Origin of the sequence: Ectopseudomonas oleovorans, from assembly GCF_003052605.1 — a bacterium.
GTDB lineage: Bacteria > Pseudomonadota > Gammaproteobacteria > Pseudomonadales > Pseudomonadaceae > Aquipseudomonas > Aquipseudomonas oleovorans_A.
This window is the reverse complement of sequence record NZ_QASO01000042.1, coordinates 1-16,260: the sequence shown is the minus strand read 5'-3', so window position 1 is coordinate 16,260 and position 16,260 is coordinate 1. Positions and strand designations below refer to the sequence as shown.

Genomic DNA, 16,260 nt, shown 5'->3' with positions numbered 1-16,260 from the left:
ATGAGCAGTTCCCTGAGTTTCAAGCTGGGCGCCATTGCCCTGTTGATTCTGCTGCTGATGATTCCCCTGTTGATGATCGATGGCCTGGTCGATGAGCGCCAGGGCCTGCGCTATGAGGTGATGCAGGGCATTACCCGCAGTTCCAGCTACAGCCAGCAGATCACCGGGCCCTGGTGTTGCCTTACATCAAGACCACCCATGAATGGAAGACCAACGAAAAGACCGGCGAGCGCTATAGCGAAAAGCGTCAACGGCGTGGTCGCCTGTACTTCCTGCCGGAGCGCTTCGTGCTTGAAGGAGCGGTTGGCACCGAGCTGCGTGCCCGCGGCATTTATGAAGCGCGCCTGTATCGCAGCGACAGCCAGGTCAGCGGCCAATTCCGCCTGCCGGCGCGCCTGGGGCTGGGCGACGACCTCGGTTTCTACCGCTTCGAGAAACCCTTCCTCTCGGTCGGCATCAGCGATATCCATGGCATCAGCAACGACCTGCAACTGCGCCTCAATGGCCAGACCCAGAGCTTCGCGCCGGGCAGCGGTGACGACAATTTCGGTGCCGGCGTGCATGCGCCGCTTCCTGCGCTGGACGCGCAGAGTGGGCAGACGCTCGACTTCGCTTTCGACCTCAAGCTGCAGGGCACCGAGCAACTGTCGGTGGTGCCGGTCGGGCGCGACAGCCGGGTCAAGCTGAGTTCCGACTGGCCGCACCCGAGCTTCGTCGGTGAATACCTGCCGAGCCGCCGCGAAATCTCTGACAAGGGCTTCAGCGCCGAGTGGCAGACCAGCTTCTTCGCCACCAACCTGGAAGAGGCATTGCGCGACTGCGTGGGCGCCGAGCGTTGCCAGGGCCTATTCGGCCGCAACTTCGGGGTGAGTTTTGTCGACCCGGTGGATCAGTACCTGAAGACCGACCGCGCGATCAAATATGCGCTGCTGTTCATTGCCCTGACCTTCGCCACCTTCTTTCTCTTCGAAGTGCTCAAACGCCTGGCCGTGCATCCGGTGCAGTACGCCCTGGTGGGCCTGCTGCTGGCGCTGGGCTTTATGCGCCTGTGGTATCGCTCATGAGCGGGCATATCGGTCTGCGCGGGGAGGCGCGTGCCGGGCATCTGCTGGCGCGGCGGATTGCCGGATTGTTTCGTCAATGGCAGACGCAACAACGGATCTGTCAGAGGTTATATACCGAGGTGCGGCAGAAGGCGTGCTTGCATGGTGAGACGAGGTGGCAAGCCAGATGAACCGGGTTCACCTGGCGCCCGTTTTTACAGGCTGAGCGAAATCCCCGCATGCAGGGTGCGCGGTTCGCCCGGATAGCTCCAGACGTTCCTCGTAGTGCTTGTCGAAGACGTTGTTGAGGTTGAGGTTCAGGCGCACGTTCTCGGTCAGCGGGTAGTAGGCCAGCAGGTCGACCAGGCCGTAGCCGTCCATGTCGAAGGTGCTGTTGCTGGCCTGGCCCTGACGCTCGCTGACATATTTCAGACCAACGCCCAGGCCCAGGCCGGCCAGTGCGCCGCTGTCGAACTCGTAGGTGTCGAGCAGGTTGAAGCTATGCCGTGGCACGTTGGCCAGGCGCGAGCCCACCGGTATGGTGGTCGTGGTGCTTTCGGTCACTTCGGCGTCGACATAGGCATAGCCGCCGATCACCCGCCATGCGGGGTGATGTTGCCGGTCACCTTTGAAAACGCCACTTTTCTTCTACAGTTCTGGCAGGCCGTTGATGGTTCGGGCAACAACTGCATGGGGCAGGGGGCCAGTGCCGGGGGGGTGTTCAGCAGCCTGCTAATACCAATGTCTAGCTGTCGGTAGGTGCTGGCCTGCTGCTAGCTTGAAGATGCATCAGAATAACAATAACCGGAGGCGTCTATGACTTCTGAACAAAGCAATGCCGCGGCCTATTGGAAGGCCAATGTGCGGCTCATCACCTGGAGCCTGATTGTCTGGGCGCTGGTTTCCTACGGATTCGCCATGATCCTGCGTCCGATGGTCGCGGGAATCTCCGTTGGCGGTTCCGACCTCGGATTCTGGTTCGCCCAGCAAGGCTCAATCCTCTTCTTTATCGGGCTCATTTTTCACTACGCGTGGAGACTGAACAAACTTGATAAAGAATTTGGCGTTGAGGAGTAAGTGGTCATGAGCCAGTTCGTTATCAACATGTTGTTCGTAGGGGCGTCCTTCGTGCTCTATATCGGCATCGCCATCTGGGCGCGTGCCGGCTCCACCAAGGAGTTCTACGTCGCTGGCGGTGGTGTGCATCCGATCACCAACGGCATGGCGACGGCCGCTGACTGGATGTCCGCTGCTTCCTTCATTTCCATGGCGGGCCTGATTGCCGCCGGTGGTTATGCCAACTCCACCTTCCTCATGGGCTGGACCGGTGGCTACGTGCTGCTGGCGATGCTGCTGGCACCGTACCTGCGCAAGTTCGGCAAGTTCACCGTGCCGGATTTCATCGGTGATCGCTTCTACAGTCGAGGCGCACGCCTGACTGCGGTGATCTGACTGGTGATCATCTCCGTGACCTACGTGATCGGCCAGATGGCCGGTGCCGGTGTTGCCTTCTCGCGCTTCCTCGAAGTGAGCAACTCCACTGGTATCTGGATCGCTGCGGCGGTGGTCTTCGCCTACGCCGTATTCGGTGGCATGAAGGGCATCACCTACACCCAGGTCGCTCAGTACGTGGTACTGATCGTGGCCTACACCATCCCGGCCATCTTTATCTCCCTGCAGCTGACCGGTAACCCGATCCCGCCGCTGGGCCTGTTCGGTGACCACGTCGAGTCCGGCGTGCCGCTGCTGCAGAAACTCGATGAAGTGGTGCGTGACCTGGGCTTCGCTGCCTACACCGCGGATGTCGACAACAAGCTGAACATGGTGCTGTTCACCCTGTCGCTGATGATCGGTACTGCCGGTCTGCCGCACGTGATCATTCGCTTCTTCACCGTACCGAAGGTAGCCGATGCGCGCTGGTCCGCTGGCTGGACCCTGATCTTCATCGCCATGCTGTACCTCACCGCTCCGGCCGTTGCCTCGATGGCGCGCCTGAACCTGATGACCACTATTTATCCGGAAGGCGCTTCCGCCCCGGCTCTGTCCTATGAAGAGCGTCCTGAGTGGGTCAAGACCTGGGAACAGACCGGCCTGATCAAGTGGGAAGACAAGAACGGTGACGGCCGCATCCAGATGTACAACGATGCTGCACCGGCCTTCACCGCGACCGCTCAGGAGCGTGGCTGGAACGGTAACGAGCTGACCGTGAACAACGACATCCTGGTTCTGGCCAACCCGGAGATTGCCAACCTGCCTGGCTGGGTAATCGGTCTTATCGCGGCCGGTGCAATTGCAGCGGCGCTATCGACGGCGGCTGGTTTGTTGCTGGCGATTTCTTCGGCGATCAGTCATGACCTGATCAAGACCTTGATCAATCCGAAGATCAGCGAGAAGAACGAGATGTTGGCAGCGCGGCTGTCGATGGCTGCAGCGATCCTGCTGGCGACCTACCTGGGCTTGAATCCACCCGGATTCGCCGCGCAGGTGGTGGCATTGGCCTTCGGTATCGCGGCGGCGACCCTGTTCCCGGTGCTGATGATGGGGATCTTCTCCAAGCGCATGAACGACAAGGGCGCGATCTGCGGTATGGTTGCCGGTCTGGTGGTCACCCTGCTGTACATCTTCACCTACCTGGGCTGGTTCTTCATTCCGGAGACCAACATGCTGCCCAACACTCCGGACCAGTGGTTCATGGGTATCTCCCCGGCTTCCTTCGGTTCCGTTGGTGCGCTGATCAACTTCGCCGTGGCTTACGCGGTGTCGAGCGTCACTGCTGCCCCACCGCAGGAAATCCAGGACCTGGTGGAAAGCGTGCGTACCCCCAAAGGTGCTGGTGCCGCTCTGAACCACTAAGCATAATCCTGGCCTGAGGCCATCTTCCGATGGTCCAGGGTCTGACAGACGGGCCTCCAGTGGAGGCCCGTCTTTTTTCGGGAACAGTCATATGTTGTGGACTTTGCTTGCCATCGTGGTCGCGGGGCTCGGCGCTGCCGGTATCGCTCTGCTGCTACGCAAATTGACGCGCAACAAGCTGCCGCGGTGGATCGTGCCACTGTTTGGTGGTCTGGGGATGCTGGGCTATCAGGTGTTCTACGAGTACTCCTGGTTCGAGCATCAGCAGGCACGTCAGCCTGCAGAATCAGTGGTGGTGGCGACCGAGGCGGGGCATGTGTTCTGGCGTCCGTGGAGTTACTTCGTGCCGATGGTCACTGCCTTTACCGTGCTCGACAGCAAGAGCGTCGTGCACAAGCAGTTGGCGGATGCGCAAGTGGCCGAGTTCATGCTCTATCGTTTCGAGAAGCAGCACATCGACCACGTATCGCACCGCGCTCATCTGCTCAATTGCACAACTGGCGAGTTGCTGCCGCTGGACGAGAAGAAACAGCCTCAGCTTGCCCAGCTCAAGCGCATCGACAAGGACGACGCGCTGTACCGCCAAGTGTGTCGCTAGCCCGCCATTCTTGTGTCGCGGCAGTGGTGCGCACGGCGCACCCTACGCGACCGCCTGATCCATTTAACCCACCAGGTGCTTCTCCGCGCCCGATAGACCCAGATCAATATCCACGCCTGCCACCTGCATAGAATCGCCAGCCCCTGATTTTCGAGCGTGCGGTCATGCCCCGTTTCCCTGAGCTGTTGTCGCCAGCCGGCACCCTGAAGAACATGCGTTATGCCTTCGCCTACGGCGCCGATGCGGTGTATGCCGGGCAGCCGCGTTACAGCCTGCGCGTGCGCAATAACGAGTTCGACCACGCCAACCTGGCCCTGGGCATCGCCGAGGCACATGCGCAGGGCAAGCAGTTCTATGTGGTGGTCAACATCGCCCCGCACAATGCCAAGCTCAGGACCTTCCTCAAGGATCTGGCGCCGGTGATCGAGATGGCGCCCGATGCGCTGATCATGTCCGACCCGGGCCTGATCATGCTGGTGCGTCAGCACTATCCGCAGGTGCCGATTCACCTCTCGGTGCAGGCCAACGCGGTGAACTGGGCCAGTGTCGAGTTCTGGCGTCAGCAGGGGCTGAGCCGGGTGATCCTCTCGCGCGAGCTGGCGCTGGAAGAGATCGAGGAAATCCGCAGTCAGGTACCGGACATGGAGCTGGAGGTGTTCGTCCATGGCGCGTTGTGCATGGCCTATTCCGGGCGTTGCCTGTTGTCGGGCTACATCAATCGCCGCGACCCCAACCAGGGCACCTGCACCAACGCCTGCCGCTGGCAATACCAGGCCACGCCCGCGACCGAGAACGAGCTGGGTGAGATCGTCCGCGTGGTCGAGCCGACGCTTGGCCAGGGTGCGCCGACTGCGCAAGCCTTCGTGCTCGAAGAGGCCGGCCGGCCGGGCGAGGAAATGGCCGCCTTCGAGGACGAGCACGGTACTTACATCATGAACTCCAAGGACTTGCGCGCGGTGCAGCACGTCGAGCGCCTGGTGCGCATGGGCGTGCATTCGCTAAAGATCGAGGGGCGCACCAAGAGCCATTTCTACGTGGCGCGCACGGCGCAGGTCTACCGCCGAGCCATCGACGATGCCCTGGCCGGAAAGCCATTCGACCCGAGCCTGCTGGGCAGCCTGGAGTCATTGGCGCATCGCGGTTACACCGAAGGCTTTCTGCGTCGTCATGTGCACGACGAATACCAGAATTACGAGCGCGGCAGCTCGGTCGCGGAGCGCCAGCAGTTCGTTGGCGAGCTCACCGGCGAGCGCCGTGGCGAGCTGGTCGAGGTGCGGGTGAAGAACCGCTTCGCCGTGGGTGACGGCCTGGAGCTGATGACGCCGCAGGGCAATCTGCGTTTCACGTTGGAACACCTGCAGAACGCGCAGGGCCAGGCGCAGCAGGTGGCGCCGGGGGACGGTCACGTGCTGTACCTGCCGTTGCCGGCGGAAGTGGGGTTGGATTATGGATTGCTGATGCGCGATCTGTAGAGCGGCCAAGATGGATCGCCGGCAAGCCGGCTCCTACGGGGGATTGCGTCGTGGGAGCCCGCTTGCGGGCGATGTGCTGTATATGGCCTGCCGACGCCGACGCCGGCTGGCCAGTCCGTAGGGTGCGCTGTGCGCACCTTGAAGTTGTGGATAAGCTTCGTAGGGTGGATGACGCTTCACCCATTCACCAGGTTTGTTGCCCTCGAGGTGGATGAAAAGAGCGTCGACTACGCGCCCCGATCCCCCCTACGAGCCGACGTGGCGTCTGTTTACATGGCGTGTTGACGCCGGCGTTGGCTGGCCAGTTGGCGCTCTAGATCGCAAAGACTGTCGATGCCCTGACGGCGCGCCTTGCTGAACAGCATCAGCGCCAGTTCAGCGGTCACCAGCGCATCGGCACTGGCGTTGTGGCGCTGGTGCACCTGCAGGCCGAATTCGGCGACCCAGTCATCGAGCCCGCCCTGACGAATGCGCGCTTGCGGGCACAGCAGCGGGGCGATTTCGGCGACATCGAAGAAATGGTGCTGCAGGCGATAGCCCAGGCTTTGGCGCAGTGCGCGAGCCAGCATGCGCTGGTCGAATTCGGCATGAAAGGCCAGCAGCGGGCTGCTGCCGACGAACTCCATGAAATCCAGCAGCGCCTCAGCCGGTTCCACACCCCGGGCCACTGCGCTGGGCGCGATGCCATGGATCAGCGTGCTGGCGCTGGCCTGATGGTCGGGGCGGTGCAGGGTGCATTCGAACTGTTCGGCGAAATCGATGGCGCCGTTGTCGATCACCACCGCGCCGATGGCCAGCACCTGATCGCGGCGCATGTTCAGGCCGGTGGTTTCCAGATCGAGGACGACGAAGCGCTGCTGGTGCAGCGGACGTTCGTCGAACGCCGCCGGAGCGCTCAAGGCCTCGCGGCGTTGCAGCTGCTGCTGGGTCAGGGCCGGACCGCGGCCGGTGAACCAGGTGAACTTGCTCATAGCTGATACCTCATGGCCAGGCTGCTCTGCAGGCGCTGCGCCTGGCGGAACGACTCGCGCAGAATACGCCGGTCCAGGTGATTGAGGTGGTCGGGATCGACCCGATTGGAGTAGGGCAGCTCGTCGCGTGCCTGCAGTTGATGCTGCTGCATGCGCGTCTGCTGAATGAAGTGGTAGGCCTCTTCATAGGCGGCGCCGTCCAGGGCCTCGATCACGCCCTTGGTGATCAGCGCGCGCAGGCGCTCCAGGGTGCCGACCGCACTGATGCCGTTGGCCAACGCGAGCAAACGGGCGCCGTCGACGAAGGGCGTCAGGCCCTGCACCTTGAGGTCGAGAGTGTCCTTGTCGGCGCCCGAACGGGCCACCACGAAGTCGCGGAAGCGTCCAACCGGCGGGCGGTGGCGCAGGGCGTTCTCCGCCATCATGCGCTGGAACAGGCTGTTGTTGGCGATGCGTCCGAGCAGCTCCTCGCGTAGCTGTTCGCAGCCTTCGTCCGGGCCCCAGATCGCGCGCAGGTCGAAATAGATGGTCGAGCCCAGCAGATTTTCCGGCGTGGCTTCGAGGACGAAGCCGGCGAAGCGCCGCGACCATTCCTCGCGCGACAGGCACAGCTCGGGGTTGCCGGCCATGATATTGCCCTTGCACAGGGTGAAGCCGCACTGCGCCAGGCGCTGGTTGATCTCGCGGGCGATCGGCAGCAGGCGCTCGCGGATGGCAGCAGACTCGCTGGCGCTTTCGGCCTCGAAGAGAATGCCGTTGTCCTGATCGGTGTGCAGGGTCTGCTCGCGGCGGCCTTCGCTGCCGAAGCACAGCCAGGTGAAGGGAATGCCCGGATCGCCCATTTCTTCAAGGGTCAGCTCGATCACCCGGCATACGGTGTGGTCGTTGAGCAGGGTGACGATATGGGTGATCTGCGTCGAGCTGGCGCCATGCGCGAGCATGCGGTCGACCAGCAGGCGGATGTCGCTGCGCAGCCCGGCCAGGGTCTCGACTTTGCCGGCGTGGCGGATGGTGCGTGCCAGATGCACCAGGTCGACGCGCTGCAGGCTGAACAGGTCGCGCTCGGAAATCACCCCGCAGAGTTTTTCGTGGTCCACCAGGCAAACGTGAGCGATATGCCGCTCGGTCATGGCGATGGCGGCGTCGAAGGCGCTGGCGTCCGGCGCCAGGTGGAAGGGCCTGGGGGTCATCAGGTTGCTGATCGGCTGGGCCAGGTCGACGCCGTCGGCCACCACCCGACGCAGGTCGCGCAGGGTGAAGATGCCCAGCGGCCGCTCGGCCGGATCGACGATGACGATGCTGCCGACATGCTGTTCGTGCATCAGCCGCACCGCCTCGCGCAGCGGCGTGTCGGGCGCGCAGCCGATGGGTTGGCGCATGGCCAGTTCGCCCAGACGGGTGTCCAGCGAGTATTGCGCGCCGAGGGTTTCCACCGCGCGCAGCTGTACCTGCTGGTTGACCTGATCGAGCAGGCTGCTGACCCCGCGCAGGGCGAAGTCGCGCAGCGGGTTGGAAACGGCGAACAGCTTGATGAAGGCGTGTTTGGCCAACAGCAGGCAGAAGGTGTCCTCGGCGGCCAGGTGCTCGGTACGCGTGGCGCGTTCGCCGATCAGCGCCGCCAGGGGAAAGCACTCGCCAGCCGTGATCTCGAAGGTGGTCTCGGTGCCACGCCGCGCACTGTGTGGGCGCTCACCGTGCACGCGGCCCTGCTTGACGATGTAGAAGTGCTCGACCGGGCCATCGCTGGGTTTGATGATCGAGTCGCCCTCGGCATAGAAGCGCAGCTGGCAGTGCTCGACCAGAAACGCCAGGTGGGCGGTGTCCATCTGGTTGAAGGGCGGAAACTTCTGCAGGAACTCCATGGTGCCGTGGATGTTCTGCAGCACCGCTGTCTTGCCCGCATCGGCCATCGCGTCGGCCTTGCTCATGGGCGTGCGCCTCGCAGTTTCGGGATGCTGTCAGTGTGGCCCTGGCTGGCCGGCTTGCCCATTGCACCTAAGTAGGGTGCAGACAACGCAGTTTTGACGAAATTTTGACCTGCACTCAGGCAAGCTGCACCGGCCCTCCTATGCCATAAAGAGCAAGGCACATCCATGCAGTCATCCGTACCAGCTGCCCGCAAGGCGGCGCAGGTCAGTGTTGGTAGTCACCTGGCTTTCATCCTCGGCAGCGCGCTGTGCATGCTGCTGCTTTTCGCCCTGGCTCGGCTGGGCTTGCTGGCCTACAACCAGGCGCTGATCGCCGATACATCGGTCAGCACCTTCGCCGAGGCCTTCGTCAATGGCGCGCTTCGACCTGCGTCTGGTCGTCTACCTGTGCATTCCGCTGAGTCTGTCGCTGCTGAGTGTGACTGCGATGCGCGCGCGGCGTCTGCATGTAGCCTGGCTGACCGTCGTCACCAGCCTGTGTCTGTTTTTTGCCGTGGTCGAGCTGAATTTCTACCGCGAATTCCATCAGCGCCTGAACAGTCTGGTGTTCCAGTACATGCAGGAGGACCTGGGCACCGTCACCAGCATGATCTGGAACGGTTTCCCGGTGTTGCGCCTGCTGCTGGCCTGGGCCCTGGCCACGCTGCTGCTGGCCTGGCTGTTCCGCTGTATCGAGCGCGCCACGCGTGCGCACGGGCATGCTGCGCCGCCGCGCTGGCCGGCTCGCATCGCCGTGTTCGTGCTGTTTCTGCTGGTCTGCGTGGTCGCTGCGCGTGGCACCCTGCGCTCCGGCCCGCCGCTGCGCTGGGGCGACGCCTACACCACCGATTCGATGTTCGCCAATCACCTGGGCCTCAACGGCAGTCTGACCCTGGTCGATGCCGCCGAGAACTTCTTCTCCGATCACCGCGACAACAGCTGGAAGGCCACCCTGCCGGCTGACGAAGCGCGGCAGATCACCCGCGACCTGCTGCTGACCCCACGCGATCAGTTGCTCGATGCCGACCTGGCCGCCGTGCGCCGCGTATACACGCCACCGGCCGAAGGCCAACTGCCGCAGGTGCGCAACGTGGTGGTCATTCTCATTGAGAGCATGGCCGGCCGTTACATCGGCGCCATGGGCAACCAGGACGGCATTACCCCCAACTTCGATGCCCTGGCCAAGGAGGGGCTGCTGTTCCAGCGCGTGTTCTCCAACGGCACCCACACCCACCAGGGCATGTTCGCCACCATGGCCTGCTTCCCCAACCTGCCGGCGTTCGAATACCTGATGCGCATGCCCGAAGGTGGCCACCAGTTCTCCGGCCTGCCGCAGTTGCTCAGTGCCCGTGGTTATGACGATGTGTACGTGTACAACGGCAGCTTCGCCTGGGATAACCAGTCCGGCTTCTTCGCCAACCAGGGCATGCGCAACTTCGTCGGCCGCGACGATTTCGTCGACCCGGTCTTCATCGACCCGACCTGGGGCGTGTCCGACCAGGACATGTTCAGCCGTGGTGCCGATGAATTGGCCAAGCTGGGGCGCCAGGGCAAGCCGTTCTACGCACTGCTGCAGACGTTGTCCAACCACACGCCTTACGCCCTGCCGGAGGATCTGCCGGTCGAACGCGTCACCGGCCACGGCTCGCTGGACGAGCACCTGACCGCCATGCGTTACGCCGACTGGGCGCTCGGCCAGTTCTTCGCCAAGGCGCGCCAGGAGCCCTACTTCAAGGACACCCTGTTCGTGGTGCTGGGTGACCATGGCTTCGGCAACGACGAGCAGATCACCGAGATGGACCTGTCGCGCTTCAGCATCCCGCTGCTGCTGATTGGCCCCGGCGTGCAGGAAACCTTCGGCAATAACCGCGACACCGTCGGCAGCCAGATCGACGTGGTACCAACCATCATGGGCCGTCTCGGCCAGCCGGTGCAGCAGCAATGCTGGGGCCGCGACCTGCTGGCGCTGCCTGAGGGCGATGCCGGCGTGGCGGTGATCAAACCGTCCGGGAGCGACCAGACCGTGGGCCTGGTGACGGGCGACAACATCCTGGTCAAACCGCGTGACCGTGATGCGCGCCTGTATCGCTACCAGCTTGGCCACGAGGCCAGTGCCGAAGTGATCGACGATGCGCAGCGGCGCAGCGATCTGGAGCGCAAGCTGTCGGCCTTCGTGCAGACCGCGACAACCAGTCTGCTGGGCAATACCACCGGGGTAACAGCGGACAAGGCGGCGCAGGCCACGCGCTAGTTGTCTGTCGCGGCTAAAGCCCCTCCCACAAAGTTGAGTGCCCTGTGGGAGGGGCTTTAGCCGCGACACTCCCCATAAAAAAACCGCCCCGAAGGGCGGTTTTTTATGGTCGAGGTGCCAGGCGAATCACAGGCCGTTCTTTTCCTTGAATTCGCGACGACGGCGATGCAGCACCGGCTCGGTGTAGCCGTTGGGCTGCTTGGTGCCCTCGATGACCAGCTCCAGCGCGGCCTGGAAGGCGACGTTGTTGTCGAAATCCGGGGCCATCGGGCGATACAGCGGGTCGTTGGCGTTCTGGCGATCGACCACCGGTGCCATGCGCTTGAGGCTTTCGACCACCTGCGCTTCGCTGACGATGCCGTGGCGCAGCCAGTTGGCCAGCAGCTGACTGGAGATGCGCAGGGTGGCGCGGTCTTCCATCAGGCCGACGTCGTTGATGTCCGGCACCTTGGAGCAGCCCACGCCCTGGTCGATCCAGCGCACCACGTAACCGAGGATGCCTTGCGAGTTGTTGTCCAGCTCGTTGCGGATTTCTTCTGCTGACCAGCTGGTGTCCTTGGCCAGCGGGATGGTCAGGATGTCGTCCACCGAAGCCGGGGTGCGTTTGGCCAGTTCGGCCTGACGGGCGAACACGTCGACCTTGTGGTAGTGCAGCGCGTGCAGGGTGGCGGCGGTCGGCGAGGGGACCCAGGCGGTGTTGGCGCCGGACAGCGGGTGGGCGATCTTCTGCTCGAGCATGGCGGCCATCAGGTCCGGCATGGCCCACATGCCCTTGCCGATCTGCGCACGACCTTGCAGGCCGGTGGCCAGGCCGACGTCGACGTTGTTGTTCTCGTAGGCACCGATCCAGGCTTCGCTCTTCATGGCGGCCTTGCGCACCACGGCGCCGGCCTCCATGGAGGTGTGGATCTCGTCACCGGTGCGATCGAGGAAGCCGGTGTTGATGAACACCACGCGCTCGCTGGCAGCCTTGATGCACGCCTTGAGGTTGACGGTGGTGCGACGCTCTTCGTCCATGATGCCGACTTTCAGGGTGTTGCGGGCCAGGCCCAGCACATCCTCGACGCGGGCGAAAATTTCGCTGGTGAAGGCGACTTCTTCCGGGCCGTGCATCTTCGGTTTGACGATGTACACGCTGCCGGTACGGGTGTTCTTGCGGCTGGTGTTGCCGATCAGGTTGTGCACCGCGATCAGGCTGGTGAACAGCGCGTCCTGGATGCCTTCCGGGATCTCGTTGCCTTCGGCGTCGAGGATGGCCGGGTTGGTCATCAGATGGCCGACGTTACGCACGAACAGCAGCGAGCGACCATGCAGGGTCAGCTCGGAGCCGTCCGGCTGGGTGTAGACGCGATCCGGGTTCATGGTGCGGGTGAAGGTCTTGCCGCCTTTGGACACGTCCTCGGCCAGGTCGCCTTTCATCAGGCCCAGCCAGTTCTTGTAGACCACCACCTTGTCGTCGGCATCGACGGCGGCGACGGAGTCTTCGCAGTCCATGATGGTGGTCAGCGCGGCTTCCATCAGCACGTCTTTGACGCCGGCGGCGTCGGTGCTGCCGATGGGGCTGGAGGCATCGATCTGGATTTCGAAGTGCAGGCCGTTGTGCTTGAGCAGCACGGCGATCGGTGCGCTGGCCTCGCCCTGGAAACCGACCAGTTGCGCGTCGTCACGCAGGCCGCTGTTGCTGCCGCCCTTGAGGGCAACGACCAGCTTGCCGTCGACGATGGCATAACCGGTGGAGTCGACGTGAGAGCCGGCAGCCAGCGGCGCGGCCTCGTCGAGGAAGGCGCGGGCGAAGGCGATGACCTTGTCGCCGCGCACCTTGTTGTAGCCCTTGCCCTTCTCGGCGCCGCCTTCTTCGCTGATCACGTCGGTGCCGTACAGTGCGTCGTACAGCGAGCCCCAGCGGGCGTTGGAGGCGTTCAGGGCGAAGCGCGCGTTCATCACCGGCACCACCAGCTGCGGGCCGGCCAGGCGGGCGATCTCTTCGTCGACATTGGCAGTGGTGGCCTGGAAGTCTTCCGGCTCAGGCAGCAGATAGCCGATTTCCTGGAGGAAAGCTTTGTAGGCAGCCGCGTCATGGGCCTGCCCCTTGCGCGCCTGGTGCCAGGCGTCGATCTGCGCCTGCAGTTCGTCGCGCTTGGCCAGCAGGGCATGGTTCTTCGGCGCCAGGTCCTTGATGACCGCAGCGGCACCGGCCCAGAACTGGTCGGCAGCGATGCCGGTACCGGGAATGGCTTCGTTGTTCACGAAGTCGTACAGGGCTTTGGCGACCTGCAGGCCGCCGACTTGAACGCGTTCAGTCATCACTTGCCTCACTCTCTCTGAGCTCTACTCAATAGCCGCTTTGGAGACGGGTTTTCCGTCTTGTAGTCCAAAGCGCGGCATACTACATCAAGATCCTGGGTAAATGCAGCGGGGTAGCGTCAGTCTGCGACCACAAGACTATTTATGGTCACATTTAGTGCTCTTTGCGTGCAAAAAAGTGCGATATTGTTCCACAAAATAAGAAAAAATCGTACACGATTAATTGAGTTGGCTGCTGACAAGTGCGCCGATATGGCCTACGCCACCTCGCCTATACTGCCTTTCAGTCATTCCGGAGCCTGCCATGACGGTATCCGCTGTTGTTGCTGCTGACCTTGTTGATCTCACCCGTCTGTTCGTCGGCTACCTACGCTTCTACCAAGTGCCGCGGGAGGCGGCGGAAGTTGCCAGCTTTCTTGGCCAGCGCCTGCAGCGCGGTGATTCGCAACTGTTCATTGCTCGCGACGAGCAGGGCGCCGCGCAGGGCTTCGTGCAGCTTTATCCCTTTCAGTCCTCGTTGGCGCTGGAACCGGCCTGGTTGCTCAGTGATCTGTATGTCGACGAACGCGCCCGCCGCTCGGGTATGGGCGAGGCATTGATGAATGCCGCCCGCGTGCATGCCGAGGCGACCGGCGCCTGCGGTCTGCAACTGGAGACGGCGAAGACCAATCTGGCCGGCCAGCGCCTTTACCAGCGTCTTGGCTACGTGCGTGACGAGCAGTTCTTCACTTACTGGTTGTCGCTACGCGGCTGACCTTCCCAATCCTGTAAACGAGTGAGGTAGTACATGGACCATCTGGTACTGACGGTGATTGCCGAGGACCAACCGGGTCTGGTCGAGCGTCTGGCCGGCTGCGTGGCCAATCATGGTGGCAACTGGCTGGAGAGCCGTATGGCGCGCATGGCCGGGCAGTTCGCCGGAATCGTGCGGGTGGATGTGCCGGCCGAGGCCCACGGCGGCCTGATCAAGGCGCTCGAAGCGCTCAGTGCACAGGGTATTCGTGTGCAGCTGGCGGCCAGCGGCAGCGAGCCGGGCGGGCGTTTCACTGCGATTCGTCTGGAGCTTGTGGGTAATGACCGACCCGGTATCGTCCGTGATATCACCCGTGTGCTGGCCGAGCAGGGTGTCAACCTGGAGAGCCTGCTGACCGAGGTGGCGCCAGCGCCGATGAGCGGCGAGTTGCTGTTCACCGCCGAAGCACTGCTGGCCGTGCCGGAAACGCTGGCGCTGGAGCAATTGCAGGCACGCCTGGAAACCCTGGCCGATGACCTGATGGTGGAGCTGAATCTGCGCGCTGAGGATTGATATCCACGGTATGCGTGGATCAGCCTGTGGATAAACTGGGGAGCCCCGGCGCACTGCCTAGTGCCCCGGGGTTTTTCATTGGCTGGCTAAAAATGCAGCAGGATCAATGGTTTGTGCACAAATGCCGGGGATGGATCTGTGGATAAGCCGGGGGGACAGGCTCCGTCCCAAGGCTGGCGCGGTCTGGCGGCGGTTGAGTGTTTTCTGCTCAGGGCCCGGTCGACGCCGGTGTGCATAGCCTGGGCGGCCCCGCGACACCCTACGAGGTTCGCAGATCCGCCTGCGCTCGGTCATAGGGTGCGCCGTGCGCACCAGCGCTTACGCGCTGCGCCGCTTGCGCAGGTTCAGCCAGATATCCAGGCTGTATACAAAAAGCCCGGCCCAGATGCAGGCGAACGCCAGCAGGGTGCTCGGCGAGAAATGCTCATCGAACAGCAGGATGGCCTGCAGCAGTACCAGGGTCGGCGCCAGGTATTGCAGGAAGCCCAACGTGGTGTAGGGCAGATGCCGCGCCGCGGCGTTGAAGCACACCAGCGGCACCAGGGTGATCGGCCCGGCGGCTGCCAGCCACAGTGCTTCGCTGCTGGTCCAGAAACTTGCCTGGCTGCTCATCGCTGCAGGGTGCAGAGCGAGCCAGGCCAACGCTACCGGCACCAGCAGCCAGGTTTCCACCACCAGCCCGGGCAGGGCTGCCACGGGCGCCTGCTTGCGAATCAATCCATAGAAACCGAAGGTCAGCGCCAGCACCAGCGACACCCAGGGCAGGCTGCCGACCTGCCATAGCTGCTGCAGCACACCCAGCGCGGCCAGGGCGATGGCCAGCCACTGCAAGCGGCGCAGGCGCTCGCCGAGAATCAGCAGGCCGAGCAGTACGTTGATCAACGGGTTGATGTAGTAGCCCAGGCTGGCCTCGATCATGCGGTCATTGTTCACCGCCCACACGTACACCAGCCAGTTGGTCGCGATCAGCAGGCCGCAGCCGGCCAGCACTGCCAGGCGTTTGGGATTGTCGCGCAGCTCGCGCCACCAGCCAGGGTGCTTCCAGACGAGCAGCAACAGACCACCGAACAGCGCGGACCAGAGCACGCGGTGCACGATGATTTCCATCGCCGGGACGCTTTGCAGGGCTTTGAAGTAGAGCGGGAACAGGCCCCAGATGATGGTAAGCGCTCCACAAACCCCATCTTCAAATGATCCGCAGGCCAGTCAATGCTGTGCTCCGATTTCTTTCTGGAGCCAGCCACCATGATGCGCCCCGACGCTAAAGTTGAAAAAGTCTACCTCTACCCCAAGCCGGTGGATTTCCGCAAATCCATTGACGGCCTGGCCGCTCTGGTCGAGCTGGATATCAAGGTGGCGGTCTTCGACCCCGTGCTGTTCGTCTTCCTCAATCGCGCGCGCAATCGCGTGAAGATTTTGTATTGGGAGCGCAACGGCTTCTGCCTGTGGCTCAAGCGCTTGGAGGCTGAGCGCTTCAAGTCGCATCCGCAGCCTGGCGACGATGCGATCGTGCTGACGGCCCAGGAGCTGAACTGGTTGCTGGACGGTATCGACC

At 63.1% G+C, this 16,260-nt stretch carries 11 protein-coding genes and 3 pseudogenes; 9 read left to right on the top strand and 5 right to left on the bottom strand.

The window, feature by feature from the left end; all coding sequences use genetic code 11:
- A pseudogene (gene creD, locus DBO86_RS07960) lies at positions 1-1,049 on the top strand (cell envelope integrity protein CreD); the annotation flags it as partial.
- Between the two features lie 192 nt (positions 1,050-1,241).
- Here creD and DBO86_RS07955 read toward each other — a convergent pair.
- Positions 1,242-1,640 carry a TonB-dependent receptor domain-containing protein gene (locus tag DBO86_RS07955; protein ID WP_003463861.1) on the bottom strand — a complete coding sequence of 133 codons (399 nt, stop codon included), beginning with the start codon at positions 1,638-1,640 and terminating at the stop codon, positions 1,242-1,244.
- Between the two features lie 219 nt (positions 1,641-1,859).
- Between DBO86_RS07955 and DBO86_RS07950 the strand changes: the two genes are divergently transcribed.
- From DBO86_RS07950 to trhP, 4 genes and pseudogenes are all read left to right on the top strand, one after another.
- Positions 1,860-2,120, top strand: coding sequence for a DUF4212 domain-containing protein (locus DBO86_RS07950; protein WP_003463859.1), 261 nt, complete (start codon positions 1,860-1,862; stop codon positions 2,118-2,120).
- A gap of 6 nt (positions 2,121-2,126) precedes the next feature.
- A pseudogene (locus DBO86_RS07945) lies at positions 2,127-3,896 on the top strand (sodium:solute symporter family protein).
- A 91-nt stretch (positions 3,897-3,987) separates the two neighbouring features.
- Positions 3,988-4,494, top strand: coding sequence for a hypothetical protein (locus tag DBO86_RS07940; RefSeq protein ID WP_104727952.1), 507 nt, complete (start codon positions 3,988-3,990; stop codon positions 4,492-4,494).
- Between the two features lie 164 nt (positions 4,495-4,658).
- On the top strand, positions 4,659-5,966 hold the full coding sequence (trhP, locus tag DBO86_RS07935) for a prephenate-dependent tRNA uridine(34) hydroxylase TrhP (RefSeq protein WP_074855408.1): 1,308 nt from the start codon (positions 4,659-4,661) through the stop codon (positions 5,964-5,966).
- A gap of 269 nt (positions 5,967-6,235) precedes the next feature.
- Here the strand turns inward: trhP and DBO86_RS07930 are convergent, their stop codons facing one another.
- Both DBO86_RS07930 and DBO86_RS07925 read right to left on the bottom strand, forming a co-directional pair.
- Positions 6,236-6,937 (bottom strand): 3'-5' exonuclease, encoded by a 702-nt coding sequence (locus DBO86_RS07930; protein ID WP_003463851.1) that lies wholly within the window; start codon positions 6,935-6,937, stop codon positions 6,236-6,238.
- Positions 6,934-8,865, bottom strand: a complete 1,932-nt coding sequence (locus DBO86_RS07925; RefSeq protein ID WP_108233418.1) for a putative nucleotidyltransferase substrate binding domain-containing protein — start codon at positions 8,863-8,865, stop codon at positions 6,934-6,936. The genes DBO86_RS07930 and DBO86_RS07925 overlap by 4 nt, the downstream gene beginning before the upstream one ends.
- Before the next feature lie 165 nt (positions 8,866-9,030).
- On the opposite strand from DBO86_RS07925, the pseudogene DBO86_RS07920 reads away from it, so the two are divergent.
- Positions 9,031-11,095, top strand: a pseudogene (locus DBO86_RS07920) (LTA synthase family protein).
- 126 nt (positions 11,096-11,221) lie between these two features.
- Here DBO86_RS07920 and DBO86_RS07915 read toward each other — a convergent pair.
- On the bottom strand, positions 11,222-13,399 hold the full coding sequence (locus DBO86_RS07915) for a malate synthase G (RefSeq protein WP_108233417.1): 2,178 nt from the start codon (positions 13,397-13,399) through the stop codon (positions 11,222-11,224).
- 304 nt (positions 13,400-13,703) lie between these two features.
- On the opposite strand from DBO86_RS07915, the gene DBO86_RS07910 reads away from it, so the two are divergent.
- Complete coding sequence (locus tag DBO86_RS07910) at positions 13,704-14,153, top strand: GNAT family N-acetyltransferase (RefSeq protein WP_092378095.1); 450 nt, start codon at positions 13,704-13,706, stop codon at positions 14,151-14,153.
- A 33-nt stretch (positions 14,154-14,186) separates the two neighbouring features.
- Entirely contained in the window at positions 14,187-14,705 is a 519-nt protein-coding gene (locus DBO86_RS07905; protein ID WP_092378092.1) for a glycine cleavage system transcriptional repressor, read from the top strand.
- 318 nt (positions 14,706-15,023) lie between these two features.
- Here the strand turns inward: DBO86_RS07905 and rarD are convergent, their stop codons facing one another.
- Positions 15,024-15,911 (bottom strand): EamA family transporter RarD, encoded by an 888-nt coding sequence (gene rarD / locus DBO86_RS07900; protein ID WP_108233416.1) that lies wholly within the window; start codon positions 15,909-15,911, stop codon positions 15,024-15,026.
- A 39-nt stretch (positions 15,912-15,950) separates the two neighbouring features.
- Here rarD and tnpB point away from each other — a divergent pair.
- Positions 15,951-16,260, top strand: a 310-nt coding sequence (gene tnpB / locus DBO86_RS07895; RefSeq protein ID WP_146173172.1) for an IS66 family insertion sequence element accessory protein TnpB, incomplete at its 3' end; no start/stop codon positions are given.

What these genes read in the sequence shown, in the direction of transcription:
- DBO86_RS07905 (WP_092378092.1), top strand. Translation starts at nt 14,187, where the DNA reads ATGGACCATCTGGTACTGACGGTGATTGCCGAGGACCAACCGGGTCTG.
- DBO86_RS07950 (WP_003463859.1), top strand. Translation starts at nt 1,860, where the DNA reads ATGACTTCTGAACAAAGCAATGCCGCGGCCTATTGGAAGGCCAATGTG.
- DBO86_RS07925 (WP_108233418.1), bottom strand. Translation starts at nt 8,865, where the DNA reads ATGAGCAAGGCCGACGCGATGGCCGATGCGGGCAAGACAGCGGTGCTG.
- trhP (WP_074855408.1), top strand. Translation starts at nt 4,659, where the DNA reads ATGCCCCGTTTCCCTGAGCTGTTGTCGCCAGCCGGCACCCTGAAGAAC.
- DBO86_RS07940 (WP_104727952.1), top strand. Translation starts at nt 3,988, where the DNA reads ATGTTGTGGACTTTGCTTGCCATCGTGGTCGCGGGGCTCGGCGCTGCC.
- DBO86_RS07930 (WP_003463851.1), bottom strand. Translation starts at nt 6,937, where the DNA reads ATGAGCAAGTTCACCTGGTTCACCGGCCGCGGTCCGGCCCTGACCCAG.
- DBO86_RS07915 (WP_108233417.1), bottom strand. Translation starts at nt 13,399, where the DNA reads ATGACTGAACGCGTTCAAGTCGGCGGCCTGCAGGTCGCCAAAGCCCTG.
- DBO86_RS07910 (WP_092378095.1), top strand. Translation starts at nt 13,704, where the DNA reads ATGACGGTATCCGCTGTTGTTGCTGCTGACCTTGTTGATCTCACCCGT.